22 protein-coding genes and 1 tRNA gene are annotated in these 25,528 nt (G+C 29.1%); 12 read left to right on the top strand and 11 right to left on the bottom strand.

All coding sequences use genetic code 11. The features are described from left to right. From ACTT9D_RS02195 to ACTT9D_RS02185, 3 genes are all read right to left on the bottom strand, one after another. Positions 1-1,031, bottom strand: a 1,031-nt coding sequence (locus ACTT9D_RS02195) for a histidine kinase dimerization/phospho-acceptor domain-containing protein (RefSeq protein ID WP_440930241.1), incomplete at its 3' end; no start/stop codon positions are given. Beyond that, entirely contained in the window at positions 1,012-1,689 is a 678-nt protein-coding gene (locus ACTT9D_RS02190) for a response regulator (protein ID WP_014952769.1), read from the bottom strand. The genes ACTT9D_RS02195 and ACTT9D_RS02190, both read right to left, overlap by 20 nt. Continuing rightward, entirely contained in the window at positions 1,682-2,119 is a 438-nt protein-coding gene (locus ACTT9D_RS02185; protein ID WP_440930240.1) for a MarR family winged helix-turn-helix transcriptional regulator, read from the bottom strand. Before ACTT9D_RS02185 ends, ACTT9D_RS02190 begins: the two co-directional genes overlap by 8 nt. Before the next feature lie 72 nt (positions 2,120-2,191). On the opposite strand from ACTT9D_RS02185, the gene ACTT9D_RS02180 reads away from it, so the two are divergent. After that, positions 2,192-3,073 carry a branched-chain amino acid aminotransferase gene (locus ACTT9D_RS02180; RefSeq protein WP_440930239.1) on the top strand — a complete coding sequence of 294 codons (882 nt, stop codon included), beginning with the start codon at positions 2,192-2,194 and terminating at the stop codon, positions 3,071-3,073. Here ACTT9D_RS02180 and pgsA read toward each other — a convergent pair. The 5 genes from pgsA to uvrB are packed head-to-tail and all read right to left on the bottom strand — an operon-like array spanning position 3,070 to position 8,813. Further along, complete coding sequence (pgsA, locus tag ACTT9D_RS02175; protein ID WP_014952772.1) at positions 3,070-3,654, bottom strand: CDP-diacylglycerol--glycerol-3-phosphate 3-phosphatidyltransferase; 585 nt, start codon at positions 3,652-3,654, stop codon at positions 3,070-3,072. The two genes, ACTT9D_RS02180 and pgsA, sit on opposite strands and share 4 nt — an antisense overlap. A 3-nt stretch (positions 3,655-3,657) precedes the next feature. Next, on the bottom strand, positions 3,658-5,493 hold the full coding sequence (uvrC, locus tag ACTT9D_RS02170) for an excinuclease ABC subunit UvrC (protein WP_440930238.1): 1,836 nt from the start codon (positions 5,491-5,493) through the stop codon (positions 3,658-3,660). Beyond that, positions 5,480-5,905: a dihydroneopterin aldolase gene (locus ACTT9D_RS02165; protein WP_014952774.1), complete on the bottom strand. Its 426-nt coding sequence runs from the start codon at positions 5,903-5,905 to the stop codon at positions 5,480-5,482. Before ACTT9D_RS02165 ends, uvrC begins: the two co-directional genes overlap by 14 nt. Further along, on the bottom strand, positions 5,902-6,657 hold the full coding sequence (locus tag ACTT9D_RS02160; RefSeq protein ID WP_440930237.1) for an SDR family oxidoreductase: 756 nt from the start codon (positions 6,655-6,657) through the stop codon (positions 5,902-5,904). Before ACTT9D_RS02160 ends, ACTT9D_RS02165 begins: the two co-directional genes overlap by 4 nt. Beyond that, positions 6,639-8,813 carry an excinuclease ABC subunit UvrB gene (uvrB, locus tag ACTT9D_RS02155; RefSeq protein ID WP_440930236.1) on the bottom strand — a complete coding sequence of 725 codons (2,175 nt, stop codon included), beginning with the start codon at positions 8,811-8,813 and terminating at the stop codon, positions 6,639-6,641. Before uvrB ends, ACTT9D_RS02160 begins: the two co-directional genes overlap by 19 nt. 36 nt (positions 8,814-8,849) lie before the next feature. On the opposite strand from uvrB, the gene ACTT9D_RS02150 reads away from it, so the two are divergent. The 5 genes from ACTT9D_RS02150 to ACTT9D_RS02130 all read left to right on the top strand — a co-directional run bounded on the left by ACTT9D_RS02150 (position 8,850) and on the right by ACTT9D_RS02130 (position 14,016). After that, positions 8,850-10,034 (top strand): pyridoxal phosphate-dependent aminotransferase, encoded by a 1,185-nt coding sequence (locus tag ACTT9D_RS02150; RefSeq protein WP_440930235.1) that lies wholly within the window; start codon positions 8,850-8,852, stop codon positions 10,032-10,034. Between the two features lie 17 nt (positions 10,035-10,051). Further along, a complete protein-coding gene (locus ACTT9D_RS02145) occupies positions 10,052-11,089 on the top strand; it encodes a Gfo/Idh/MocA family protein (RefSeq protein WP_440930234.1) in 1,038 nt (345 codons plus the stop codon). Between the two features lie 76 nt (positions 11,090-11,165). Beyond that, positions 11,166-12,173, top strand: a complete 1,008-nt coding sequence (gene dctP, locus ACTT9D_RS02140) for a TRAP transporter substrate-binding protein DctP (protein ID WP_440930233.1) — start codon at positions 11,166-11,168, stop codon at positions 12,171-12,173. 7 nt (positions 12,174-12,180) lie between these two features. Next, positions 12,181-12,714 carry a TRAP transporter small permease gene (locus ACTT9D_RS02135; protein ID WP_440930232.1) on the top strand — a complete coding sequence of 178 codons (534 nt, stop codon included), beginning with the start codon at positions 12,181-12,183 and terminating at the stop codon, positions 12,712-12,714. 6 nt (positions 12,715-12,720) lie between these two features. Further along, complete coding sequence (locus ACTT9D_RS02130; RefSeq protein ID WP_440930231.1) at positions 12,721-14,016, top strand: TRAP transporter large permease; 1,296 nt, start codon at positions 12,721-12,723, stop codon at positions 14,014-14,016. Here ACTT9D_RS02130 and trxB read toward each other — a convergent pair whose 3' ends face one another. After that, positions 14,017-14,961, bottom strand: a complete 945-nt coding sequence (gene trxB, locus ACTT9D_RS02125; RefSeq protein ID WP_440930230.1) for a thioredoxin-disulfide reductase — start codon at positions 14,959-14,961, stop codon at positions 14,017-14,019. Positions 14,962-14,982: 21 nt separating this feature from the next. Here trxB and ACTT9D_RS02120 point away from each other — a divergent pair, with 21 nt between their 5' ends. Both ACTT9D_RS02120 and ACTT9D_RS02115 read left to right on the top strand, forming a co-directional pair. Further along, positions 14,983-15,933 carry a mitochondrial fission ELM1 family protein gene (locus tag ACTT9D_RS02120; RefSeq protein WP_440930229.1) on the top strand — a complete coding sequence of 317 codons (951 nt, stop codon included), beginning with the start codon at positions 14,983-14,985 and terminating at the stop codon, positions 15,931-15,933. Next, positions 15,920-16,585, top strand: coding sequence for a hypothetical protein (locus tag ACTT9D_RS02115; RefSeq protein ID WP_440930228.1), 666 nt, complete (start codon positions 15,920-15,922; stop codon positions 16,583-16,585). The genes ACTT9D_RS02120 and ACTT9D_RS02115 overlap by 14 nt, the downstream gene beginning before the upstream one ends. On the opposite strand, the gene carB is transcribed toward ACTT9D_RS02115, so the two are convergent. Both carB and carA read right to left on the bottom strand, forming a co-directional pair. After that, positions 16,582-19,806 (bottom strand): carbamoyl-phosphate synthase large subunit, encoded by a 3,225-nt coding sequence (gene carB / locus ACTT9D_RS02110; protein WP_440930227.1) that lies wholly within the window; start codon positions 19,804-19,806, stop codon positions 16,582-16,584. The genes ACTT9D_RS02115 and carB overlap by 4 nt on opposite strands. Beyond that, positions 19,784-20,980, bottom strand: coding sequence for a glutamine-hydrolyzing carbamoyl-phosphate synthase small subunit (gene carA, locus ACTT9D_RS02105; RefSeq protein WP_440930226.1), 1,197 nt, complete (start codon positions 20,978-20,980; stop codon positions 19,784-19,786). The genes carB and carA overlap by 23 nt, the downstream gene beginning before the upstream one ends. Positions 20,981-21,108: 128 nt before the next feature. Between carA and ACTT9D_RS02100 the strand changes: the two genes are divergently transcribed. From ACTT9D_RS02100 to ACTT9D_RS02085, 4 genes are all read left to right on the top strand, one after another. Then, positions 21,109-21,570 carry a GatB/YqeY domain-containing protein gene (locus ACTT9D_RS02100; protein WP_440930225.1) on the top strand — a complete coding sequence of 154 codons (462 nt, stop codon included), beginning with the start codon at positions 21,109-21,111 and terminating at the stop codon, positions 21,568-21,570. Further along, positions 21,570-23,345: a DNA primase gene (gene dnaG / locus ACTT9D_RS02095; protein WP_440930224.1), complete on the top strand. Its 1,776-nt coding sequence runs from the start codon at positions 21,570-21,572 to the stop codon at positions 23,343-23,345. Before ACTT9D_RS02100 ends, dnaG begins: the two co-directional genes overlap by 1 nt. Positions 23,346-23,411: 66 nt before the next feature. Then, complete coding sequence (gene rpoD, locus ACTT9D_RS02090; RefSeq protein ID WP_440930223.1) at positions 23,412-25,226, top strand: RNA polymerase sigma factor RpoD; 1,815 nt, start codon at positions 23,412-23,414, stop codon at positions 25,224-25,226. Positions 25,227-25,233: 7 nt separating this feature from the next. After that, positions 25,234-25,308: transfer RNA gene (locus tag ACTT9D_RS02085), tRNA-Val, on the top strand. Positions 25,309-25,528 lie beyond the last annotated feature (220 nt).

Raw genomic sequence — 25,528 nt, 5'->3', positions numbered from 1 at the left:
ATATTATTGAAACATCTTCTTAATAAATTTTTTCTTCCATTTATATAAATTTCACCAATTATATCTTTTGAAATATTTTTATTTTCGTATTTACGAATGATCTCATCCATTAGTAAGGAAATATTAAATATCTCATTTTTTTCTGAAAAATTTGAGCTTGTAAATTGTAAATACTCATTAAGCATTTTTTCCATCTCATTTATATCTTCACTAAGTTTTGATGAAATTTCTTGATCCTTAATGAATGCAAGTTGCAATTTCATTCTTGTTAATGGTGTTCTCAAATCATGACTTATACCTGAAAGCATTTCTGATCTTTGGTTGAGATGTCTTTGAATTCTTTTTCTCATTTTTTCAAATTCATATCCAGCTTGTCGAATTTCTAAAGAACCTGATGGTCTGTACTCATCAACATCTTCACCACGACCAAATTTTTCAGCAGCTCTTGCTAAATTTGTAATAGGTCTAGTTTGATTTTTTAGAAAAATCATAGCTATTACGATTAAAACTATAGCTGGGACTGTTATCCATAAACCAAACAATCTTGCAGAAGAATTTGATACTCTATCTTTGGGAAATAAAAATTCAAAATATCCATCTTTATATTTTATTCGAACATTGATTAATTCTAAATAATCTGTGGTGCTGAACCAAAATTTTTGATTTCCTATACTTGATTTTAATTCTCGTCTTAAAGATCTATCTAAAGGACTAAACCATCTTTCATTTATTTTGAAATCAAATTCTTCATCCTCAATAAATTTAATATTTAGATCTAAATAAATTGAAAATAGGTCTATTAAATATTCTTTATCGTTATCTTCATTATCATAAGCAACAATGAATGTATCAATTTCACTAACCAACGCTCTTGTAAGACCCTTATTAGTTTTAATCCAAAGGCTATCAAAAAATACAATTGTAACAACTAACTGCAATAAGATTACTGGAGTAGCTACAATTAAAAGTGCTCTATAAAATAATCTTTTAGGTAATAGATTTTTTAAAAATTTATTCAATCCATAAAACATAACCACTACCTCTTAAAGTTTGTAAAAATTTTGGATTTTTTGGATCTAATTCAATTTTTTTTCTTAATCTTGTAATAATTACATCTACAGATCTTTCCTTATCTATATTGATCAACTTTCCAATATCTTCTCTAGAAAAAGTTTTTCCTGGGTTATTTATCATTCTTTCTAAAATAATTTTTTCTGTATTGTTTATTTTGAATTCTTCACTTTCTTTATGAATTAGTAATTTATTTAAATCAATTTTGATATTTGAGAATTCTACAATTCTTTTTTGTTCAATAGTTTTAGTTTTATTTAAAATATTTTTAATTCTTAGTACCAATTCTTTTGGCTCAAATGGTTTTGGCAAATAATCATCAGCTCCAATCTCAAGACCTGCCACACGTTCATCCGCATCACCTTTGGCAGTCAAAAGTATTATTGGTGTGTTAATAGTACTTTTGTGTTCTTCAATAAACTCTAAGCCATTTTTTCCAGGCATCATTATATCTAATACAATGATATCAAATTTAACAATTTTGATTTTTTCTGATGCATTTTCAGCACTATTTGATGTAGTAACTAAAAAATTATTTTCATTAAGATACTTCTTGACCAAATCCCTTATGCCGTCATCATCGTCAACAACTAAAATATGAGCTAGAAAATTATCCATTAATTATTTTTTTTAAAACATTATCAAAGTTAATTACTTCTTCTGATTTAGAACTCAATAAAGCGGCATAAATACGTTTTTTTTGAATTTCAAAAATTTCTTTAAATAATTTCTTTCCCTTTTCATCTAAATATACATGTTTAACCCTGGTATCTTTTTCATCTTTTTTAAATCTAATTACTTCAAGTTTTGTCAGATCTTTAAGAACTCTATTTAAGCTTTGTTTTGTTACTTTTAATTTTTGTAATAATTCGGAAATTGAAATACCCTCATACATTGACAATAGGTGTATAACTTTATGATGAGCTATTCCAATTGAGTGCTTATCCAATATCTTTTTAGGATCTGCAAAAGTGTCTCTGTATGCAATGAAAAGTTTCTCTATAAGATCTTTTAATTGATCGTCTTTTAAATAAAGTAATTCTTTCATTATGGGTAAGTTATATTGACATATTGAAGATACAAAGATAATTTTCAATTAAATTAAAATAAATTTTCTTACATGATACCCTACGATAAAAGAGACGGAAAAATTTGGTATAATGGTGAACTTGTAGATTGGACTGATGTAAAAGTTCATGTTTTAAGTCATGGTTTACATTACGGGAGCTGTGTTTTCGAAGGAGAAAGAGTTTATGATGGCTCTATCTTTAAACTAGAAGAACATACATCTCGTTTTTTTTATTCTGCGAAAAGAATGGGTTTTGAAATACCTTATAGTGAAGAAGAAATTAATTTGGCATCTAAAAAAATCATTGCAACTCAAAAAGTAGAAAATGGATATGTTAGACCAGTGGCTTGGAGAGGAAGTGAGATGATGGCAATTTCAGCACAACAGACCAAAATTCATGTTGCAATTGCTACATGGGAATGGGGATCTTACTTTGACCCAAAACTAAAAGTTGAGGGTATAAAATTAAATATTTCTAAATGGAGAAGACCTGCTCCAAATACAATACCTTGGGATACTAAGGCTGCAGGGTTATATATGATTTGTACTTTATCAAAACATGAAGCAGAAAAAGATGGTTACACTGATTCTTTGATGTTAGATCATGAGGGTAATATTGCAGAGGCGACAGGAGCTAACATTTTTTTTAAAGATAAAAATGGAGAATTGCACACACCAGTTCCGGACTCTTTTTTAGATGGAATAACAAGAAGAACAGTGATTGATATTGCTAAATCAAAGAACATTAAAGTAAATGAGAGAAAAATTAACCCTAATGAACTGAAAGATTTTGTAGGTTGTTTTTTAACAGGAACTGCGGCTGAGGTAACTCCAGTTTCTTGTATTGCCGACAACAAATTTAAAGTCTGTGATACTATTATTGATTTAAATGAAAGCTATCAATCTTTGGTGAGAAAGAAAAAAGCAGCTTAATTTTTGCTATCTTCTGATATAGCGTGGTCTATACCTTTTCTTAGATATTCATAACCAGTATATAAAGTCAAAAAAGCTGATAACCATAAAAGAATTATCCCAATTGTTTGAGCATTATAATCTTGAAAATTTATAATTTTGTTTCCAGTTTCACCAGACAATAAAAGACCAATTGAAACCATCTGAAGTACAGTTTTTAATTTAGATAAGTTTGAAACAGGAAGTTTTATTCTTCCCTTAGCAAGAAATTCTCTCAAACCAGATACAAGAATTTCTCTAGTTAGAATTATTATTGCTGCGATCACCTCGTAATTTTTTATAGTTCCATTCATAACTAATAAAATAAGTGCTGCAGCAACTATAATTTTATCAGCTATTGGATCTAATAATTCACCAAGTTTAGACTCTTGCTCCATCATTCTTGCAAGCATTCCATCTAAAAAATCTGTAAAAGAGGCAACAATAAATAGGATTAAAGCAATTATATCACCATAAAAACCTGGTAGAAAAAAAGCAATAACAAAAAAAGGAACAATTATTATTCTTCCAATTGTAAGTATGTTAGGAATTTTTTTTAACATTTTTTATTCGTGAAAAAAGTTATATATCTTTTTTGCAACTTTTTCCTCAACTCCATCAACTGATTTGATCTCATCTAAACTAGCAGATTCAACTGCTCTTGCAGAGCCAAAGTGATTTAATAAAGCCCTTTTTCTTATTGATCCAATACCTTCAATTTGATCTAAAAGAGACTTGCTTATCCCTTTTTTCCTTTTAGCTCTATGAGCGCTTATAGCAAATCTATGAGACTCATCTCTAATTCTTTGTAAGAAAAAAAGAGTAGGGTCATTTCTAGTAAATTTATATTCTTTACCATTATGAAAAAATGTTTCATTTCCGCTATTTCTCATTTTACCTTTAGCAATAGCAATTAATGGAATGTCATGAAGACCTAATTCGTTCAGAGTCTCTCGAGCCACCGAATATTGGCCCTTACCTCCATCAACCATCACTAGATCTGGGAATGATAAATAATTATCCTTTTCTTGCACTGCTTTTTTAAATCTTCTATTCAATACTTCTCTCATCATTCCATAATCATCTTGTTCATTACCCTTGTTCTTAATATTAAATTTTCTATATCTTTTTTTAATAAATCCTTCTTCCCCGTAAGTAATAAGAGCTCCAACGCTGTTTGTGCCTTGGATATGACTGTTATCATATACTTCAATTAAACTTATATTTGTTTCCAAATTAAATTTTTTAGCGACTGAATCAAAAAGATCTTTATTATTTTGACTTTCATAAAGCTTTCTATTTAGACTATCTTTAGCATTTTTAATTGCTTGATTAATAACTTTTAACTTAGAACCTTTTTTAGCTACAGAAATAGTAATTTGTTTATTTTCTTTTTGAGTTAAAGTTTTTTCAATTAAAGCTTTCTCTTTAATTTCTTCTGAAAGTATAATTGACGATGGAACACTTTTATTTTCATAAAATTGAGACACGAATGAATTAATTATTTCGTTTAGGTTTTCATCTGGATCATGTTTAGGAAAAAATGCTTGATTACCCCAATTTTGTTTAGATCTATAAAAAAATACTTGAATACAAGTTTTACCAGACTCTTTATAACCAGCAATTACATCTGCTTCTACTAAATTTGCTTCATTAACTCTTTGTGAGGATTGAATTATGTTTAGAGATTTTATTCTATCTCTTAAAATTGCTGCTTTTTCAAAATCTAGTTCTTCGCTTGCCTTTTCCATTTGATCAGAGAGATTTTTTTGAATTTTTCTAGATTTTCCTGAAACAAACTCAATAGCATCATTAACAGTTTGCTTATAGTCATCTTCTTTTATATATCCAACACAAGGACCTGAACATCTTTTAATTTGATATAATATACATGGTCTTTCTCTATTTTTAAAAACTGTGTCATCACAAACTCTCAAATGAAATATTTTTTGTATCATTTTGATAGTCCAATTTGCAGAACCGGCAGAAGCAAAAGGACCAAAATAAAAACCTTCTTTAGTTTTTTTTCCTCTATGTCTTTTAATTTGAGACCATTTTTCTTTGTTACCGATATAAATAAAAGGAAAAGATTTATCGTCTCTTAATAAAATATTAAATCTTGGTTTATGTTTTTTGATTAGGTTTGCTTCTAATAGTAAGGCTTCACTTTCATTAGAAGTAGTTGTTATCTCTAACTTTCTAGTTTGAGACAACATTCTTTCGGTTCTAATTATGTGATTTTTTTCTGCAACATAACTCTTTAATCTGTTTGGTAAATTTTTTGCCTTCCCAACATAAAGAATTTCTTCTTTATCATTTAACATTCTGTAAACACCAGGCAACTTTGGAATTAAAGGAAGTTCTTTTTTAATGACTTCCTTACCTATATCAGAACTTATCATGACTTCTTTTTTTGGTAATTTGAATACCAACTGAAGAGCATTCTTTAAGGATTTCTAATTTTTCAATTTTCAACATTATCTTTGCAATTCTTTTATCTTTGAATAATTCATCAAAAACTGCTTCTGCTAATGTTTCTAGGAAATTGTAATGTTTCTTTTTAACTAGTTTTGTAATTAATTTTACAATCGTACCATAATTTACAATTGATTTAATATCTTTATCATTTGTAGGTTTTTTGTCTTCATAATCTATTTCAAGGCTAAATTTGACTTTTTGAGGTTTTTCTTTTTCGAAGTCATAATAACCTAATTTTAAATCTAAAATTAATTCATTAATTAAAATTTTCTTTTCATAATTAAAAAGATTTTTTGTTTTATTAATTTTAACTAATTTTAAGTTATTCTTTTTCATTCTTTTGTCCCAATTATATCTGGGGTTTGCCAATTCAAATTTTGTCCACTATCAATAGCTAATACTTGACCTGTAATAGATCTATTTTTAATAAAAAAGTCAACAGCATTACAAATCTCATTAACATCTACTTGTCTTTTGAGAGGTGTTGCTAAATATTGTTTTTTGAAGTGTTTTTCTGATTGTCTAATATTTTTTATAGTTGGTCCTGGCGCAATTCCATTTACTCTAACATTTGGTGAAAGACTCATAGCGCTAGTTTTGGTTAAAGTATAAAGACCTGTTTTACTTAAAGTATAAGAAAAAAAGAATGGAGTAAGTTTAAACACTCTTTGATCAATAATATTAATAATATTGTTATTCCCCTTTTTAATATTTTTGCTAAATCCTTTTGATAATAATGCAGGCGCTTTTAAGTTTGTATTAATATGGTTGTTCCAACTATTTTTTGTGAAGTTATCTAAGTTGTCATTTTCAAATAAAGATGCGTTGTTTATGAGACAATCAAAGAAATTTAATTTCGATTTTGCAAACTTTAATATTTTATTAATATCTTTTTCTTTACTCAGATCACCTTTTACTAAATAGACTTTTGTATTATTCTTCTCTAATTGCTTTTTTAATATTTCAGCTTTTGTTTTTGACTTATTAAAATGAATTAATATTTCTTTATTTGGACCAGATAATTTTTTTGCTATAGCTGCTCCAATTCTTGTAGCACCACCTGTAATAATTATTTTCCGTGCTTCCATTTTTTATCTCTTTTTTTTGTAACTTTAGTTCCAGGCATACCTAATGTTGATCTACCTTTTGGATAAAGTTTATTTTTTACATCATATTGCTTGATTTTTGGATTAAGAGTTATTTCTAACTCTGTACTTTCTAATTTTCTAATTTCATCTCTAATTTTTGCTGCTTCTTCAAACTCCAAATTAGATGCTGCTTCTTTCATTTTTTTATCAAGAGCTTTTAAATGTTTTTTTAAATTTCCACCAACATTTGAGCCTTCACTTATTTTTACATAATCTTTTTCATAAACACTTTCCAATATGTCACTAATTTCTTTTTTTACAGATTTAGCGTCAATTTTGTGTTTTTTATTATAAGCAAGTTGGATTTTTCTTCTTCTCTCAGTTTCTTGTATAGCTTTTTTTATACTTTTAGTTTCTTTATCAGCGTATAAAACAACCTTACCATCAACATTTCTAGCAGCTCTTCCAATAGTTTGAATTAAAGAAGTTTCAGATCTTAAAAATCCTTCTTTGTCAGCATCTAATATTCCAACTAGTGCACATTCTGGTATGTCTAATCCTTCTCTTAATAAATTAATACCAACAAGCACATCAAAAACTCCAATTCTTAGGTCGCGCATGATTTCTATTCTTTCAAGCGTATCAATATCTGAGTGAAGATATCTAACTTTTATTCCATTTTCATGCAGGTATTCAGTTAAATCTTCTGCCATTTTTTTTGTAAGGGTAGTGACCAAAACTCTATGATTGTTTTCTATAACTTTTTTGCATTCATGCATTAAGTCATCCACTTGATTTTTTGCTGGTCTTATTTCAACAGGTGGATCAATCAGTCCAGTGGGTCTTATTACCTGATCTATAAATTTACCTTTTGTTTGTTCAAGTTCCCAAGGACCTGGTGTTGCAGACACAAAAACAGTTTGAGTTCTCATTAAATCCCATTCTTCAAATTTTAGTGGTCTGTTATCCATACATGAGGGAAGTCTAAACCCATATTCAGCTAAAGTACTTTTTCTTGATCTATCACCTTTGTACATACCATTAAGTTGAGGAACTGTTACGTGGCATTCATCAACAAAAATTAATGTATTATCTGGAAAATATTCAAAAAGTGTGGGAGGTGGTTCTCCTGGTTTTCTACCTGATAAAAATCTAGAATAGTTTTCAATACCTGCACAAGAACCTGTAGCTTCAATCATTTCTAAATCAAACTTAGTTCTTTCCTCTAATCTTTGAGCTTCCAGAAGTTTATTTTCGGATCTATGTTTTTTTAATGTTACCTCTAATTCTCTCTTAATATTGATAACTGCTTGTTCTATTGTTGGTTTGGGAGTTATGTAATGACTATTTGCGTACACTTTAACTAAATTTAGATCTCTAACTTTGTCACCAGTTAATGGATCAAATTCTTCGATTTGTTCTAACTTATCTCCAAATAAACTTAGTCTCCATGCTCTATCTTCTAAGTGAGAAGGAAATATTTCAAGATACTCTCCTCTTGCTCTAAAAGTCCCTCTATAAAAATTTTGATCATTCCTTTTATATTGAAGAGCAACTAATGATTTAATTAATTGTTCTCTGTTGTAATCGTAATTCTTTTGAAGAGTTAAAGTCATTTTACTATATGCTTCAACCGAGCCTAATCCATAAATACAAGATACACTTGCAACAATTAATACATCATCTCTCTCCAAAAGGGATCTCGTTGCTGAGTGTCTCATTCTATCTATCTGTTCATTAATAGATGCTTCTTTTTCAATATAAGTATCCGATCTAGGAACATAAGCTTCAGGAGTATAATAATCATAGTACGAAACAAAATACTCGACAGCATTATCTGGAAAAAAAGTTTTCATCTCACCATAAAGTTGGGCAGCTAAAGTTTTATTAGGAGCTAAAATCAATGCAGGTCTATTGGTAGCTTCGATAACTTTTGCCATGGTAAAAGTTTTTCCAGATCCAGTAACGCCTAACAATACTTGGTTAAATTCTTCTTTATTTGCTCCATTAACAAGTTTTTTTATTGCTTCTGGTTGGTCGCCCGCAGGTTTAAAATCAGATTTAATTTTGAATTTTTTGCCACCTTCAAGTTTTCCACTGATTTTCGGGTTTTTACTTTGAATATCTGTAATTAAATCTTGATATGTATTTTCCATATATTAAAGAAGGTAGTAAAATTAATTAATATTTCAATGAGTATAATATCAGACAGTTTAAAAAGAATTAAACCATCCCCAACTATAGCAGTTACGCAGAAAGCAAGAGAATTAAGAGCGGCTGGTAAAGATGTGATAGGCCTTGGTGCAGGTGAGCCTGATTTTGATACACCAGACAATATTAAGAATGCAGCGATAAAGGCAATTAAAAGTGGAGACACCAAATATACAGCAGTAGATGGAACTCCAGCATTAAAAAAAGCTATTGTAGATAAGTTTAAAAGAGAAAATAAAATCAACTATACTACTGATCAAATCACTGTTGGAACTGGTGGAAAACAAGTTTTATATAATGCCTTTATGGCAACTCTTAATAAAGGTGATGAAGTAATTATTCCCGCACCTTTTTGGGTTTCTTACCCTGATATGGTTTTATTAGCAGGTGGAAAACCAAAAATAGTTAAATGTACAGAGCAAGAAGGATTTAAACTTACTCCCAGCAAACTTAAAAAAGCAATTACAAAAAAAACAAAATGGTTAATTTTAAATTCACCTTCTAATCCAACAGGCGCTGGTTACACAAAAAAAGAAATTCAAAATTTAGCAAAAGTTTTAATCAAAAATAAAAAAGTTCATATTTTGAGTGATGATATCTATGAACACATCAAGTACGATAACTTCAATTTTTTTACAATTGCACAAATTCCTCAATTAAAAGACAGAACTTTAACAATGAATGGTGTTAGTAAATCTTATGCAATGACTGGTTGGAGAATAGGTTATGCAGCAGGTCCAAAAGATATAATTAAAGCTATTGGAAAAATTCAATCTCAATCCACGTCAAATCCATCTTCAATAAGCCAAGCAGCCGCTGTTGAAGCTTTAAATGGCAATCAAAGTTTTATAAAAAAAAGATCCAAAGCGTTTAAGGAAAGAAGAAATTTTGTAGTGCAAAGCTTAAATAATATTGATGGAATAAACTGCTTAACACCTGAGGGAGCTTTTTATGTTTTTCCAAGTTGTAAAGGTTTATTAAATAAAAAGACTGGATTAAAAACAGATACTGAATTTGTTCAAAAATTGTTAGAAAAATCCAATGTGGCGGTTGTTCAAGGTTCAGCATTTGGACTAGATGGTTATTTTAGGATTTCTTACGCAACATCTATGAAGAATTTACAAAAAGCAATGAGCAGAATTAAATCTTTTTGTGAAAGTTTATAATTATTTTTAATTATTAAGTGAGTAGAAAATTAAAGATCTCGGTTATAGGTACTGGCCTAATGGGTATCCAGCATATTGAAGCAATCAAAAAATCAAAAAAAGCAATTCTTCACTCAATTGTTGATATAAATTCTAATGCAGAAATAGTGTCTAAAAAATATAAATCAAAACTATTTAGAAGAATTGAAGATTTACTAAAATCCAATAAACCTGATGGTGTTATTGTTGCAACACCAAATCAATTACACGAAAAACATTCTAATATTTTTTTAAAAAATAAAATACCAGTATTGTTAGAAAAACCAATTTCACATGAAATTAGTTCTGCAAAAAAAATTGTTAATTTTTCTAAAAAATATAAGACACCACTACTTATTGGATTTCATAGGAGACATAATCAGATTATTTCAAAAGTTAAGAATATTTTGTCTTCAAAAAAATTAGGAAAAGTAGTTTCTGCTAATGTTCTATGTTGGTTTTATAAACATAAAGAATATTACAAAACAAAATGGAGAACAAAAAAGGGTGGTGGACCATTAAATATTAATTTAGTTCATGACTTAGATATAGTTTGTTATTTACTGGGTACGGTTAAATATGTTCAAGCTTTTAAATCTAACAAAATTAGAAAATTTAATATTGAGGATACTGCATCTATAAATCTTATATTTAATTCTGGTGCTTTATGTACTTTAAATGTTTCTGATACAATTGTGAGCCCTTGGAGTTATGAATTAACTGCTGGGGAGAATCCAGTATATCCAATAACAAATCAATCTGCATATTATATAGGAGGGACAGAGGGATCTATTCAGTTTCCCAATTTAAAACTTTGGACCTATAAAAAAGAAAAAAGCTGGTGGAATAAAATCTTAGTTCAAAATAACAGAGATAAAAAAGATACTAAAACATTGGTCAATCAAATTAACCACTTTGCTGATGTTATAAATAAAAAAGCAAAACCAAAAGTGAGTGGTGAAGATGGTTTAAATTTACTTAATATCTTCAAAGCTATAGAAAAGAGTTCAAAAACTGGACAAAAGGTTAAAGTATAAAGACTCTGTCACCTTGCAACTAATTTATTTTCACAATAGTTTATTGCAAATTTTAATAAAAAAAGGGGAATACGTTATGATTAAAAATATAATTAAGAAATTAACATTAGCTGTTGTTTCAGTAATGATGCTAACAGTTTCATTAATTTCTCCAAGTTATTCTGCAAAATTAAAACTTACTATGGCTACATCAGGATCTGAAACAGATGCTAGATCAGTTGCAATTGCAAGTGTGATGTTGCCAATGATTTCTAATTTTGCTGATGTAAAAATTGGATACAACTCAACAATGTTTGATCAAGGGACAGAACTTGATGCAATTAGTAGAGGTAATTTAGATATGTCAATTACTTCAGCACAAGAGCTTGCACAATTCTTTCCTGAATTTTCAATCTTTGCCACAGGTTATGTCCACCAAGATGCAGCTCATCAAGTTAGAGTTTTTAATAATGAGTTAATGGATCCATTCAAGAAAAAAGTTGAAGATGAACTGGGAGTAAAATTATTATCTGTAATGTATTTAGGTAAACGTCATGTAAACCTAAGACAAACAAAAGATGAATTAACAGTTAAAACTCCAGCAGACTTAAAGGGAGTTAATTTAAGAATGCCTGGTACAGATGCATGGCAATTTTTGGGTAAAGCTCTTGGTGCATCACCAACTCCGTTAGCATTTAATGAAGTTTATACAGCTTTGCAAACGGGAGCTGTTGATGGTCAAGATAATCCATTACCAACAGTTGTAGATAAAAAGTTTTACGAAGTTACAAAACAGATTATCCTAACGTCTCACTTAGTAGATTTAAACTATATAGCTTTCTCAAAAAAAACTTGGGATAAGTTATCTGGTGATCAGAAAATGAGATTACAACAAGCGGCAGATGCAGCAGCGTCATGGGGAAGATTGAGACAATTACAGTTAGAAAATGGTTTAGCTGATTTTGTTAGATCTCAAGGTTTAGAAATTTATGAACCAGACTCAGCTGCTTTCAGAAAACACGTTCAAAAACAATATGTTGGAAGTGAATTCGCTAAAAGTTGGCCAAAAGGAGTTCTTAAAAAGATTAACTCTTTAGGAAACTAAAAATTTTTTGATTAGTTTGTTTGAAAAACGATTTAATCAAATAACAAAAATAATCGCCGCCACTTTGTTGGCGGCGTTATTCATTACTTTTCTTCTTCAGATATTTTCACGATATGTTTTAAATTCACCATTTGGTTGGACACTTGAATTGTGTCGAATATTATGGGTATGGATTGTTTTTTTTTGCTGTGCTTTTTTAGTTCAAGAAAAAGACCACGTTAAATTTAATCTTATTTATTCAGCATCTTCAAATAGATCAAAATTTATAATGTCTATAATTTCTTGTTTGGCAATAATTCTAATTCTTGGATGGGCATTATTACCAACCTTTGATTACATTGATTGGATGAAAATGAGAAAAACTTCAACTGTAAGAATTCCAATTACTGGTGAAAAAATTAGGTTGAGTTATATTTTTTCAATTTATGGAATTTTTATGATTTCAGTAATTATTTTTTATTTATGGAAGTTAAAAAATCTCATTCAAAGAGGACCAGAGGATCAAGATAAAAATAAATTAAGATCTGTAATAAAATATTAAATTTTTATGAGCATTGAGCTTACAATTTTCTTAATCACATTATTTGGTTTAGCAGGGATAGGAACACCAGTCGGTTATTCAATAATTGTCTCATCGATAATGTATTTTACGTTTGGAGATATGGATGTTGCATTAGCAGGAGAAAAAATACTCCAGGGTTTATATAAATCATTTGTTTTGTTGGCTGTTCCTTTATTTATTACTGCAGCAAATATAATGAATGTAGGAACTATAACTGATCGTTTATTAAGTTTCTGCGTAGCTGTAGTTGGAAGATTTAAAGGCGGATTGGGACACGTTAATGTTGTTGCTTCTTTAATTTTTTCAGGAATGTCTGGGTCGGCAGTAGCAGATGCGGCAGGAATAGGAAAAATAATTATTGGTATGATGACAAAGAACGGTCGTTATACAAAAGGATACGCTGCTGCTATCACTGCAGCATCAGCAACAATAGGTCCGATTATTCCACCTTCTATACCAATGGTTTTGTATTCAGTAATTTCAGATACATCCATCGGATATTTGTTTTTGGCAGGAATTGTTCCTGGATTGATTATGGGATTAGTACTAATGATAATGAATACTATAATTTCTCATAAAAGAAACTTTGTTACTGAAGAAGCAGTTCCAATTAGCAAATTACCAAAAATTACCTCTAGAGCATTTCCAGCATTATTGATGCCAGCAATTTTACTTTATGGAATTTATGGTGGAGTTACTACACCCACAGAAGCAGCAGCTATTGCAGCTTTGTACGCTTTATTTTTAACAGGAATTTTTTATAGATCTGTTTCTCTTAAATCTTTGTATCAAATTTTTGTTGATAGTGCTCGATCATCAGCTGCTGTTGGTGTTGTGATCGGAGGAGCATTTATTTTAAATTATATTGTTATTAGTGAAAATATACCTGGTGCACTAACTGTATTTTTACAAGAACTAGATGTTAGTCCTTTTATGTTTTTAATTTTTGTTAATGTCTTAGTTTTACTTTTGGGATGTTTTTTAGACGCAACGACAATTATTTTGGTAATTGTGCCACTATTCATCCCTGTGTGTAAAGCTTTAGGTATAGACTTAATTCATTTTGGAGTTTTAGTTGTTGTAAATTCAATGATTGGATTAATTACTCCTCCATATGGAATTTTATTGTTTGTAATAAATGCAGTAACTGGAATTTCATTAAAAGAAATAATTTCAGAAATTTGGATGTTTATAGGAGTATTGATCTTTGCTTTAATTATAATGATCTTATTCCCAGAGTTAATACTCTGGTTACCTGAGATGTTTGGTTATAAATCTTAGTTAGTGTGAAAGAAATTTTTCTGCCTCTAAAGCTGCCATACAACCCATTCCAGCAGCTGTTACAGCTTGTCTGAAAGTTTTGTCTTTAACATCTCCAGCAGCGTAAACTCCTGGTATATTTGTTTCTGTAGAATCTGGTTTAGTTATTAAATAACCTTCTTTATCCATTTTAAGTTGATCTTTAAAAAGTTGTGTTGCTGGGTCATGACCGATTGCAATAAACAAGCCATCTAATTTCATTTCTTCAACATTATTTGTTTTTAAATTTTTAACTTTAATTCCTTTAACATTTTTTGGTTCATTATCCCCAATTACATCTTCAACAACAGAATCCCAAATCACCTCTATTTTTTTGTTTTCCATTAATTTTTGTTGAAGCATTTTTTCAGCTCTCAAAGTATCTCTTCTGTGAATTAATTTTACTTTTGATGCAAATTTAGTTAGGAACATTGCTTCTTCAACAGCAGCATTACCACCACCAACAACTGCAACTTCTTTATCTTTAAAAAAGAAACCATCACATGTAGCGCAAGCTGAAACACCAAAACCTCTAAACTCTTGTTCTGAATCTAAATTTAACCATCTAGCTTGTGCACCAGTTGATATAATTATACTATCTGCAGTATATTTTTGACCACTATCACCAATTGCTTCAAATGGAGTAGATTTTAAATTTACTGAAGAAATATGATCTTCAATCATTTCTGTACCAACAGCTTTTGCTTGATCTTTCATTTGATCCATTAACCAAGGACCTTGGATTACATCTGCAAAGCCTGGGAAGTTTTCTACATCTGTAGTTGTTGTTAATTGCCCACCTGGCTGAGCCCCATAAACTAAAATTGGTTTCAACATTGCTCTAGCCGCATAAACGGCAGCTGTATATCCAGCTGGACCAGAACCTATAATTAATACTTTTGTGTGTTTAGTTGGATTTTCATTCATATGAGAGCTATATAGTTATAAATGACAAAATTAAAAGGCTTATTATTAACTGAAGGCATGCATGGAATGATAAGTCAAGTTGAAGGCCTTGCTAAAGCTTTAGACTTAGATTTTACACACGAGAAAATTGAATTGAGTTCTTTTTGGAAGCTTATTCCACCAAGCCTAACTCCTGTGAAGGACTTTGTTTTCAAAAATAAAATAGATCAAAATTTCAATATTGTTATTTCATGTGGAAGAAAAAGCGTGATTCCATCAATATTTTTAAAAAAAAAATTTGGAAACAAGATAATGAGTATTCACATTCAAGATCCAAAAGTTTCATTAAGTAATTTCGATTACATTATAGCACCAGAACATGATGGTTTGATAGGTAGCAATGTAATAACAAGTAAAGGAGCAATTCATTATTTAAGACATAAAGAACTTGATGAAAATGAGAATTATTTAAAAGATAGAGTTAAAAAAGATAAATTAGTTGCTTTAATAGTTGGTGGTCCGAATAAATATTATAATTATGATAAATTAGAAATCGAAAATATTTTTGCAAAAATAGAAAAAAACTTTATTCAAAATGGTTATCAATTAATACTAATTCCATCTATGAGAACACCAAAAAATATTATTGAGATTGCAAAAAAAAATTTTGATAAAAACCAAATAATTATAGATACAGTAGATAAGAAAGCTTACTTATCTTCTTTAAAAATAGTTGATCATATAGTTGTTACATGTGACTCGACTTCTATGATTTCAGAATCAGCAATGACTGGTAAACCAATTTATGTAGCTCAAATGAAACCATTAAAAAGTAATTTCAGATTTCAAAAATTCTTTGAATTATTTAAATCCATGAAAATTATTAGAGATCTTAAGGATACTGTAGAAGATTGGAGTTATGACAAACTTAATGAAACTGATAGAATATCAAGCTATATAAATGAACAATTAAAAAATTATGATTTTTCTTAATTCAATCAAAAACCATTCTAAAAAACATGAATTTCCATTTGATCATTGGGAGTATGATAATGCCCTTAGCGAAGGTGCAATTAAAGAAATTGTAGGAGCAGATATTCCAGATGTGACAAAACATAATTTAAATTACGATGGGACTAGAGCTATCGATGGTGGTGCAGCAGAATTTAGAGAAGGGATTGTATCGGGTGGAAAGGCTATAAAGTTTAGATGTTTTATAACTAAAGAGAATGCAAAAGAGTTTCCAAATTTAGTTGAATTTATTAATGAGCTTCAGTCCAAAGAAACTCATGAAACTATTTCAAAAATGATAAATAAAGATTTATCAAATTCTTATGTAAGAGTTGAAGTAATTTGTGATAGGGAAGGATTTTGGCTTAAACCACACTGTGATATCAAAGAAAAATTACTCTCAGGATTAATTTTTGTAAATAATGTAAATGAGTCTGAAGATCTTGGAACAGATTTTTACAATGAAAAATTAGAAAAAGTGAAAACAGTTCCATATAAACATAATTATGGATACATGTTTACAAGTGGACCAAATACTTGGCATGGAATGGAAAAGAAAAAAATTGTTAAAGAAAGAAGATGTATTCAAGTAAATTATGTAACTTTTCCAACAGATTGGAAAGTAAATAATTAAATATCCTGAAGAGAATTAACTTCTAATTTTTTTGTTTTAAGAGATTTTATTCCTTGTAAACAAGCCATTGCAGTAGACATATTCGTGCAATAAGGAACTTTATTTTTCAATGTAGCTCTTCTTAATGCAATCGCATCATTTAATCTATGTTCACTGTTTCCACCTCCAGTATTAATTACTAAAGCTATTTTTTTAGAGTCCAAAACATCTACAATATGAGGTCTCCCACTACTAACTTTATTGATAATTTTACATTTCATCCCAAATTTTCTTATGTACTCTGCAGTTCCTTTTGTTGCACATAACGTAAATTTTAATTTTATTAGTTCCTTAGCAAGATCAATACCTTCATCTTTGTGTGAGTTTTTAAGTGATATAAATGCTAATCCTTTTGTAGGTAAAGAATTGTATGCTGATATTTGGCTTTTTGCATAAGCGATACCAAAGTCTTTATCAAATCCCATCACTTCACCTGTTGATTTCATTTCTGGACCAAGAAGCACATCGCTTTGAGGAAATTTATTAAATGGGAAAACCGCCTCTTTAACTGCGTACATATTTTTTGTTTTTTCTTTTAATGAAAATTTAGATAATTGTTCACCAGCCATAACTCTTGAGGCTATTTTCGCTAATGGCAATCCTTTTGCTTTCGATACGAATGGAACAGTTCTACTAGCTCTTGGATTAACTTCGATTACATAAATTTCATCTTTTTTAATTGCAAACTGAATATTCATGAAACCTTTTACTTTGAGTGCTAAAGCTAATTTTTTAGTTTGATTTTCAATTTCTTTAACCAAATAAGGTTTAATTGAAACAGGAGGTAAACAACAAGCTGAATCCCCTGAATGTATTCCTGCTTCTTCTATGTGTTGCATAATTCCGGCAACATGAACTTCTTTACCATCTGAAATCGCATCCACATCAACTTCCATTGCATGGTCTAAAAACTTATCAATTAATATTGGATTATTTTCTGCAGCTTTAAATGCTTCTAATACAAAATTTTTTAACTGACTTTTGTCATGAACAATCTCCATGGCTCTTCCACCTAAAACATATGAAGGTCTAACCATCAAAGGAAGACCAATTTTTTCTGCGATTTGAATTGCTTGATTATATGTTTTAGCTATACCGCTTTCAGCTTGTTTTAAGTCCAGTTTGTTTAATAGATTTCTAAATCTATCTCTATCTTCAGCTAAGTCTATTGAAGAGTATTGTGTACCTAAAATTGGTAATTTGTTATCATGTAAAAATTTTGCTAATTTAATCGGTGTCTGACCACCAAATTGAGCAATCACTCCAATTAAATTTCCATTTTCTTGTTCTTTTTTTATTATATTAAATACATACTCTTCTTTTAGTGGTTCAAAATATAATCTGTCACTAGTATCATAATCTGTTGAAACAGTTTCTGGATTACAATTTACCATTATAGTTTCAAAACCAGCGTCTTTTAATGAGAAGCTTGCCTGACAACAGCAATAATCAAATTCGATACCTTGTCCTATTCTATTGGGACCACCACCAAGAATAACAATTTTTTTCTTAGATGATGGATCAGCCTCACACTCAGTATTTAAAGAAAAATTTCTTTGATAAGTAGAATACATATATGGCGTAAATGATTTAAATTCTGCTGCGCAGGTATCCACTTTTTTATACACTGGTAATACTTTTAGTGCAGATCTTTTTCTTCTTATTATATCTTCTGAAGTATTTGTAAGTTCAGACAATTTCTTGTCTGAAAATCCAATCGATTTTATTTTATTAAATTCCTCAAAATTTCCTGGTAATCCTTTGTTTTTAATTTTATTTTCATTATCAACAATCTCTTTTATTTGTTCCAGAAACCAAGGATCAACTTTTGATAAATTATAAATTTTTTTAAGATTAATTTTTTTCCTAATTGCTTCAGCAATTAAGAGTATTTTATTTGGAATATTTTCTTTTAATTTTTTTTCAATTTGGCTTTTATCTAAATCAAAAATTCTATCCAAACCAGAGAAGCCAGTTTCTAAAGATACTAATGCTTTTTGTAAAGATTCTTTGAAGTTTCTTCCAATGGCCATTGCTTCACCAACAGATTTCATTGATGTACCAAGTTCAGCTGGTGATGTTTGAAATTTCTCAAAAGTAAATCTTGGAATTTTAGTTACAACATAATCAATACTTGGTTCAAATGAAGCTGGTGTAACTTTTGTTATTTCATTTTTAAGTTCATCTAATGTGTAACCAACAGCAAGTTTCGCTGCAACTTTAGCAATTGGAAAACCTGTTGCTTTAGAAGCTAAAGCGGAAGATCTGGAAACTCTTGGGTTCATTTCTATTACAACCATTCGTCCATTTTTAGGATTGATTGCAAACTGAACATTAGACCCACCTGTTTCAACCCCTATTTTCCTCAAGCATGCAATGGAAGCATTTCTCATCACTTGATACTCTTTATCAGTTAATGTTAGAGCAGGAGCAACTGTAACAGAGTCTCCTGTGTGAATTCCCATAGGATCAATATTTTCAATTGAACAAATAATAATGCAGTTGTCTTTTCTGTCTCTAACAACTTCCATTTCAAATTCTTTCCATCCCTGCAAACATTCTTCTACTAAAACTTGGCTTACTGGCGACTCATGCAGACCATTAGATACAATTTTAGTATAATCTTTTTTTGTTCTAGCTATACCACCACCAAGACCACCAAGAGTAAAAGCGGGTCTTATTATTGCAGGTAAACCAATTTGTTTTAAAGCTTTTGATGCTTGTTTAATATTGTTAACGATTTGTGACTTTGGTAAGTCCAAACCAATATCTAACATATTTTTTCTAAACTTTTTTCTATCTTCAGCATTTGAAATAGCTTTTGAATTTGCTCCAATTAATTCAATTTTATATTTTTTTAGAATTCCTTTTTTTTCAGCATCCATTGCTAGATTAAGAGCTGTTTGACCTCCCATTGTTGGTAAAATTGCATCAGGTTTTTCTTTTTTAATAATTTTTTCTAAAACTTCTAAAGTAATTGGTTCTATATAAGTTTTATCAGCAACATCTGGATCGGTCATAATTGTTGCTGGATTTGAATTGATTAATATTACTTTATAACCTTCATCTCTTAATGCTTTACAAGCTTGAGTTCCTGAATAATCAAATTCACATGCTTGACCAATGATAATTGGACCTGCTCCTACAACTAGTATTTTTTTAATATCTTTTCTTTTTGGCATTTTTTTTCATTGAGTTAATAAATTCTTGAAATAGATAAACGCTATCTTGTGGACCAGGATTGGACTCAGGATGGTATTGAACAGAAAAAATAGGTTTGTTTTTTAATCTTATTCCTTCAATTGAGTTATCAAATAAAGATTTGTGAGTTACTTCTACATTTTTAGGTAAACTTTCTTTTATAACTTCAAAACCATGATTTTGACTTGTGATTTCTACTTTATCATGAATAAGATTTTTTACTGGGTGGTTCGCTCCTCTATGTCCCAATTTCATTTTTTTCGTTTTTCCACCAAGTGTTAAAGATAAAATTTGATGGCCTAAACAAATACCAAATATTGGTAAATTTTTCTTAATCAAATCTTTTATTATCTGAATTGCATATTTACCTGTAGCCGCTGGATCACCTGGACCATTAGATAAAAATATTCCACTAGGCTTGAGAGCCAGGATTTTATCAGCTTTAGTATCACAAGGAACAACAGTAACTTTGCATTTAAAATCTGAAAAATATCTTAAAATATTTTTTTTTATTCCATAATCTATTGCTACAACATGATATGAGTTTTTATTATTTTTCTTAAATCCGTCTCCTTTTTTCCATGTTCTAAAGCCTTTCCAAGTAAAATTTTTCTTTGTACTAACTTCTTTTGCAAGATCTAAATTTTTCAATCCACCCCAATTAATTGTGCTTTTAGTTAAATTGTTAAGATTAAATTTACCTTTTTTTGAATGAGAAATAGTTCCTTTTGGAGCACCCTTATCTCTAATAAAATTAGTTAAACTTCTTGTATCTAAACCTGTTATCCCAACAATTTTATTCTTTTTTAGCCATATATCTAAATGAGATAGTGCTCTGTAATTCGATGGATCTGTTATCTCAGAATTAATTATTACTCCTCTAGTCCAAATTTTATCAGACTCAACATCTTCTTTATTTGTCCCAACATTTCCTATGTGAGGAAAAGTAAAATTGATTATTTGACCGGCATAAGATGGGTCGGAAATTATTTCTTGATATCCTGTAAGTGACGTATTGAAGCAAACCTCGCCTGTAGCGGTTGCTTGATAGCCTAGACCAATACCTTTAAATATTTTTCTATTTTCAAGAACTAAAACGCCTGTGTGTAAATCTGAGATTTTTTTTGAGTTAGTTTTTTTTCTTTTTTTTATCAATTACAACTCATGAGTTAAAGGTAATTACAATAATTGAATTATTATCGCAACCGATATGTATTATAAAACTGTGAAAAAACAATTTTTTCTTTTGACCATTTTTATCTTTCAAGTAGATTAAAAAAATTATGTCTTTGAAAGAAACAATCGAAACTGAATATAAAAATGCCCTTAAAGCTAAAGATAAATCTAAAATCTCAACTTACAGGTTAATTTTATCATCTATTAAGGATTTAGATATTACAAATAGATCAGGTCCAAATAAAAAAGAAACTGATAATGAAGATATTAAAAAACTTTTAAAGAAGATGGTTAAACAAAGAGCCGAATCGATTGAAATATATAAAAAGAATAATCGATCAGATCTTTTGGAAGTTGAACAAATTGAACATGATATTTTGACAAGTTTTTTACCAAAACAATTAAGTGAAGAAGAAACAAAAAAAATCTGTGAGCAAATAATTTCAAAAACCGGGGCTGCCTCTATTAAAGACATGGGAAAAGTGATGGGTGCCCTTAAAAAAGAATATTCTGATGAAATAGATTTTGCAAAAGCAGGCTCTTTAATAAAAGAATTATTAAATAAGTAATGAAATATCCTAAAGAGTACCTTGATGAAATTAAATCAAGATTAAAAGTATCAACTGTTGTTTCAAAAACAGTGGATCTAAAAAAAAGAGGAAAAGAATTTGTAGGTTTATCTCCATTTAAAAATGAAAAAACACCTTCATTTACTGTAAATGATGAAAAAGAGTTTTATCATTGTTTTGCTACTTCAGAACATGGGAATATTTTTGATTTTATAATGAAAACCCAAAATTTAAAGTTTGGTGAAGCTGTTAGATACTTAGCTAATATAGCAGGTATGCAACCTTATATGTTTTCCAAACAAGATGAAGAAAGAGAGAAGAAGTGGAAAGAATATTCGATGATCTATTCACGTTACGTTGATTATTATCATAATGAATTATTAAAAAATGAAACTTATTCTAATGCTAGAGATTATTTGAAAAATAGATTTTTAGGAAAAGAAATTGTAAAAAAATTTAAGATAGGTTTTGTAGATTATAATTCTACTTTTATTAAAAAATTTAAAGATGAATTTAAAGATAGCGCTTTATTAGAAACTGGATTATTTTATGTTGATGATAAAAAAAATAAGCTAGTTGAAAGATTTAGAAACAGAATTATTTTTCCAATTAATAATTTGTCTGGACAACCAATTGCATTGGGTGGAAGAATAATTGAAGAGAAAGACTACTTAGCAAAATATATTAACTCACCTGAAACAAATTTTTTTAAAAAAGGATCAAATTTATATAATTTAGATCTTGCTAGAAAGCTTTCCAATAAGACAGAGAGTATATATTTGGTAGAAGGATATATGGATGTTGTTGGTTTAAATAAAAATGAAATTGATAATGTAGTTGCAAATTTGGGTACTTCTCTGACTGATAAGCAAATCTCAACCTTAAATCAATTTTTTGATGATATTATAATTTGCTTTGATGGTGATGAAAGTGGTTATAAAGCTGCTTTAAGAGCAGCAGAAAATTCAATTAAAGATTTACAACCTGATAAACAGATCTCTTTTTTATTTTTACCAGAAAATGAAGATCCAGATAGTTTTGTAAATAAGAATGGAAAAAATAGTTTCTTAGATTTTTCAAAAAATAATAAGTTATTTATTCATCATTTTATTTTCAATCATTACAAAAAACAAACCAATAATGATCCTTCATCTTTAGCAATTTTTGAAAAAAATTTAAAAATTATCGCGAATAGTATTAAAGATTCATTAATTAAAAAATATGTTTTAGAATATTTTTTAGAAAAAATTTCAGAATTAACTCCTCATCAATCAAAAATTCAAAACTTTAAATCCCAAAAAAAAATTCAATCATTAGATTCAACAAAGAAATTTTATAAAGAAACTAATAAAATGAGTGGTGCAGAACTTAAGGAATTATCTATCTTTTACTTAATAATTAATAATTTATCTTTGATACAAGAAAATAATCATGTTCTAGATGAAATCAAAATTTTTACAGATGAAAATAAAAAGATTTTTAATTTTATAACTGAAAAATTAAAAAATGAAAAAAAAGTAACACTCGAAGAATTAAATTTAGATATCCAGCTAATTGAAAAAATAAATCACTTTGCATCAATTAAATATATTTTGAAAAATAAGATAGACAAAGATTATGAGATAATTGAAATTCTTGAAGACTTAAAAAGAGATCTTAATAATTATGACTTAGAATTAAGAATCGAGGAATTAGAGGCAAAATTTTCAAAAGATTTCAGCGAGGATACTTTTAATGAGTTAAAAGAGCTTAAAAAAAGACAAAATATCAATTAATTTGATTAAAATTATTAATGGATTTTCTATAATTAGAGATTATATAAGACCTTCAAGTTTTTTACTGTGGAAAGAATTATTACAAAATCATTTGCAAGGCTTTTAGGTCGTGGGACCCACAGAGGCTTTATAACTTACGATGAATTAAATAAATCACTAGGTAAGAGAAATCTTTCGGATGAGAACCTCTCTCAAGCATTCATTCATATATTAGATGAAAAGATTTCATTAGTAGAAAAAAAATCTGATTTTAAATCTTTAAGAAAAAAAGATCCCTCAAATAAAGAAGAGAGCAAAACAATCGAAAAAAGTGATGATCCAATCAGAATGTATTTGAGAGAAATGGGTGGAGTTGAATTACTTTCAAGAGAGGGCGAAATTGCTATAGCCAAAAGAATTGAAGCCGGAAAAGATGTAATGCTAAATGCACTTTCTCAAAGTCCTTTAACAGCTCAGCAGTTTTTTGAATGGGATAAAAAATTACAAAATGATGAAATTTTAGTCAGAGAAATTATTGATATAGATACAAATTATATGGAAGATGAAAGCACTGGTCAATCAGCAAAACAGAAAAATTCTCAGGAAGAAGAGGCTAATGATAGTGAAGATGATGATTTTAATCCAACTCTTGCAGCGATGGAAACAGAAATTAAACCAAAAGTTCTTAAAACAATAAATGAACTTACCAAAGAGTATAATAAGTTAATAAAATATCAAAAAGATAATTTAAACTGTGTATTAAATTCAGAACAATTTTCAACGACAAAACAAAAAACTTACGAAAAAATAAATAATTTAATTTTGGAAAATATTAAGACATTGCAGTTATCACCATCAGTTTTAGAGGAATTAGTGCAAAAACATTATGTAGAAAATAAGAAAATAATTTCACTTGAGGGTAATTTGTTACGTCTAGCTATGGATCAAAAAATACCTAGAAATGAATTTTTAAAATTTTACTTAGGAAATGAAATTAATCCAAATTTGAAAAAGTTTTTAGATACCAATGAAGATTGGAAAAAATTTTTTGATAAAAATAAGGAAGAATTCAAAAATATAAGAGATAGACTTGTGGAAATAAGCCACAAGCTTGGAATGTCTGTAACAGAATACAAAAAACTTGTGAGTAGAGTACAAAAAGGAGAGAAAGAATCTCGTATAGCAAAAAAAGAGATGGTAGAAGCCAACCTAAGATTAGTTATCTCTATTGCGAAGAAATATACAAATAGAGGATTGCAATTTTTAGATTTAATTCAAGAGGGTAATATTGGATTGATGAAAGCAGTTGATAAGTTTGAATATAGGAGAGGTTATAAATTTTCAACATATGCAACATGGTGGATAAGACAAGCAATTACAAGATCTATTGCAGATCAGGCTAGAACAATAAGAATTCCTGTTCACATGATAGAAACAATAAATAAAATTGTAAGAACTCAAAGATTGATCTTAAGTGAATTTGGAAGAGAAGCTACTCCAGAGGAACTAGCACAAAAATTAAGAATGCCATTAGACAAAGTTAGAAAAGTATTAAAAATTTCAAAAGAACCTGTATCTTTGGAAAAACCAGTAGGAGACGAAGAAGATAGTAGCTTGGGTGATTTTATTGAAGATACAAAAGCTTTAGCTCCACTTGAACAAGCAATTAAATCTAATTTAGGTGAGGCAACAACAAAAATATTATCAACATTAACACCAAGAGAAGAAAGGGTTTTAAGAATGCGATTTGGTGTTGGAATGAACACAGACCATACTTTAGAAGAAGTTGGGCTACAGTTTTCTGTGACCAGAGAGAGAATAAGACAGATAGAGGCTAAAGCCCTTAGAAAACTAAAACATCCTAGCAGATCTAAACAATTAAAAAGCTTTTTAGAAAGTTAGAAATTTTGGGCCGTTAGCTCAATAGTAGAGTACTGCATTGACATTGCAGGGGTAGTTGGAGCGTAACCAACACGGCCCACCATAATTAATTTTTGAACATTAATAAGAATTAACTAACTTGAATGATAAATAAAATTAAAGTAAATAAGTTATAATTTTTTGGGCCTGTAGCTCAGTTGGTTAGAGCAGTACACTCATAATTTCTTTTTCAATTTTTTAATTCAAATTAGCTTTTAATATCAATATTAATTTAAGCTACTTTGGATTGAAATTTTTTTACCAACTATTTACCAACAAATTTA

The sequence above is a fragment of the Candidatus Pelagibacter sp. genome (genome assembly GCF_052049815.1).
In the GTDB taxonomy this organism is placed as follows: domain Bacteria; phylum Pseudomonadota; class Alphaproteobacteria; order Pelagibacterales; family Pelagibacteraceae; genus Pelagibacter.
This window is presented reverse-complemented; position numbering and strand designations above follow the sequence as displayed.

Bases quoted from the DNA above. Each gene is read 5' to 3' on its own strand.
- ACTT9D_RS02190 (WP_014952769.1), bottom strand. From the start codon at position 1,689: ATGGATAATTTTCTAGCTCATATTTTAGTTGTTGACGATGATGACGGC.
- ACTT9D_RS02185 (WP_440930240.1), bottom strand. From the start codon at position 2,119: ATGAAAGAATTACTTTATTTAAAAGACGATCAATTAAAAGATCTTATA.
- ACTT9D_RS02180 (WP_440930239.1), top strand. From the start codon at position 2,192: ATGATACCCTACGATAAAAGAGACGGAAAAATTTGGTATAATGGTGAA.
- pgsA (WP_014952772.1), bottom strand. From the start codon at position 3,654: ATGTTAAAAAAAATTCCTAACATACTTACAATTGGAAGAATAATAATT.
- uvrC (WP_440930238.1), bottom strand. From the start codon at position 5,493: ATGATAAGTTCTGATATAGGTAAGGAAGTCATTAAAAAAGAACTTCCT.
- ACTT9D_RS02165 (WP_014952774.1), bottom strand. From the start codon at position 5,905: ATGAAAAAGAATAACTTAAAATTAGTTAAAATTAATAAAACAAAAAAT.
- ACTT9D_RS02160 (WP_440930237.1), bottom strand. From the start codon at position 6,657: ATGGAAGCACGGAAAATAATTATTACAGGTGGTGCTACAAGAATTGGA.
- uvrB (WP_440930236.1), bottom strand. From the start codon at position 8,813: ATGGAAAATACATATCAAGATTTAATTACAGATATTCAAAGTAAAAAC.
- ACTT9D_RS02150 (WP_440930235.1), top strand. From the start codon at position 8,850: ATGAGTATAATATCAGACAGTTTAAAAAGAATTAAACCATCCCCAACT.
- dctP (WP_440930233.1), top strand. From the start codon at position 11,166: ATGATTAAAAATATAATTAAGAAATTAACATTAGCTGTTGTTTCAGTA.
- ACTT9D_RS02130 (WP_440930231.1), top strand. From the start codon at position 12,721: ATGAGCATTGAGCTTACAATTTTCTTAATCACATTATTTGGTTTAGCA.
- trxB (WP_440930230.1), bottom strand. From the start codon at position 14,961: ATGAATGAAAATCCAACTAAACACACAAAAGTATTAATTATAGGTTCT.
- ACTT9D_RS02120 (WP_440930229.1), top strand. From the start codon at position 14,983: ATGACAAAATTAAAAGGCTTATTATTAACTGAAGGCATGCATGGAATG.
- ACTT9D_RS02115 (WP_440930228.1), top strand. From the start codon at position 15,920: ATGATTTTTCTTAATTCAATCAAAAACCATTCTAAAAAACATGAATTT.
- carB (WP_440930227.1), bottom strand. From the start codon at position 19,806: ATGCCAAAAAGAAAAGATATTAAAAAAATACTAGTTGTAGGAGCAGGT.
- ACTT9D_RS02100 (WP_440930225.1), top strand. From the start codon at position 21,109: ATGTCTTTGAAAGAAACAATCGAAACTGAATATAAAAATGCCCTTAAA.
- dnaG (WP_440930224.1), top strand. From the start codon at position 21,570: ATGAAATATCCTAAAGAGTACCTTGATGAAATTAAATCAAGATTAAAA.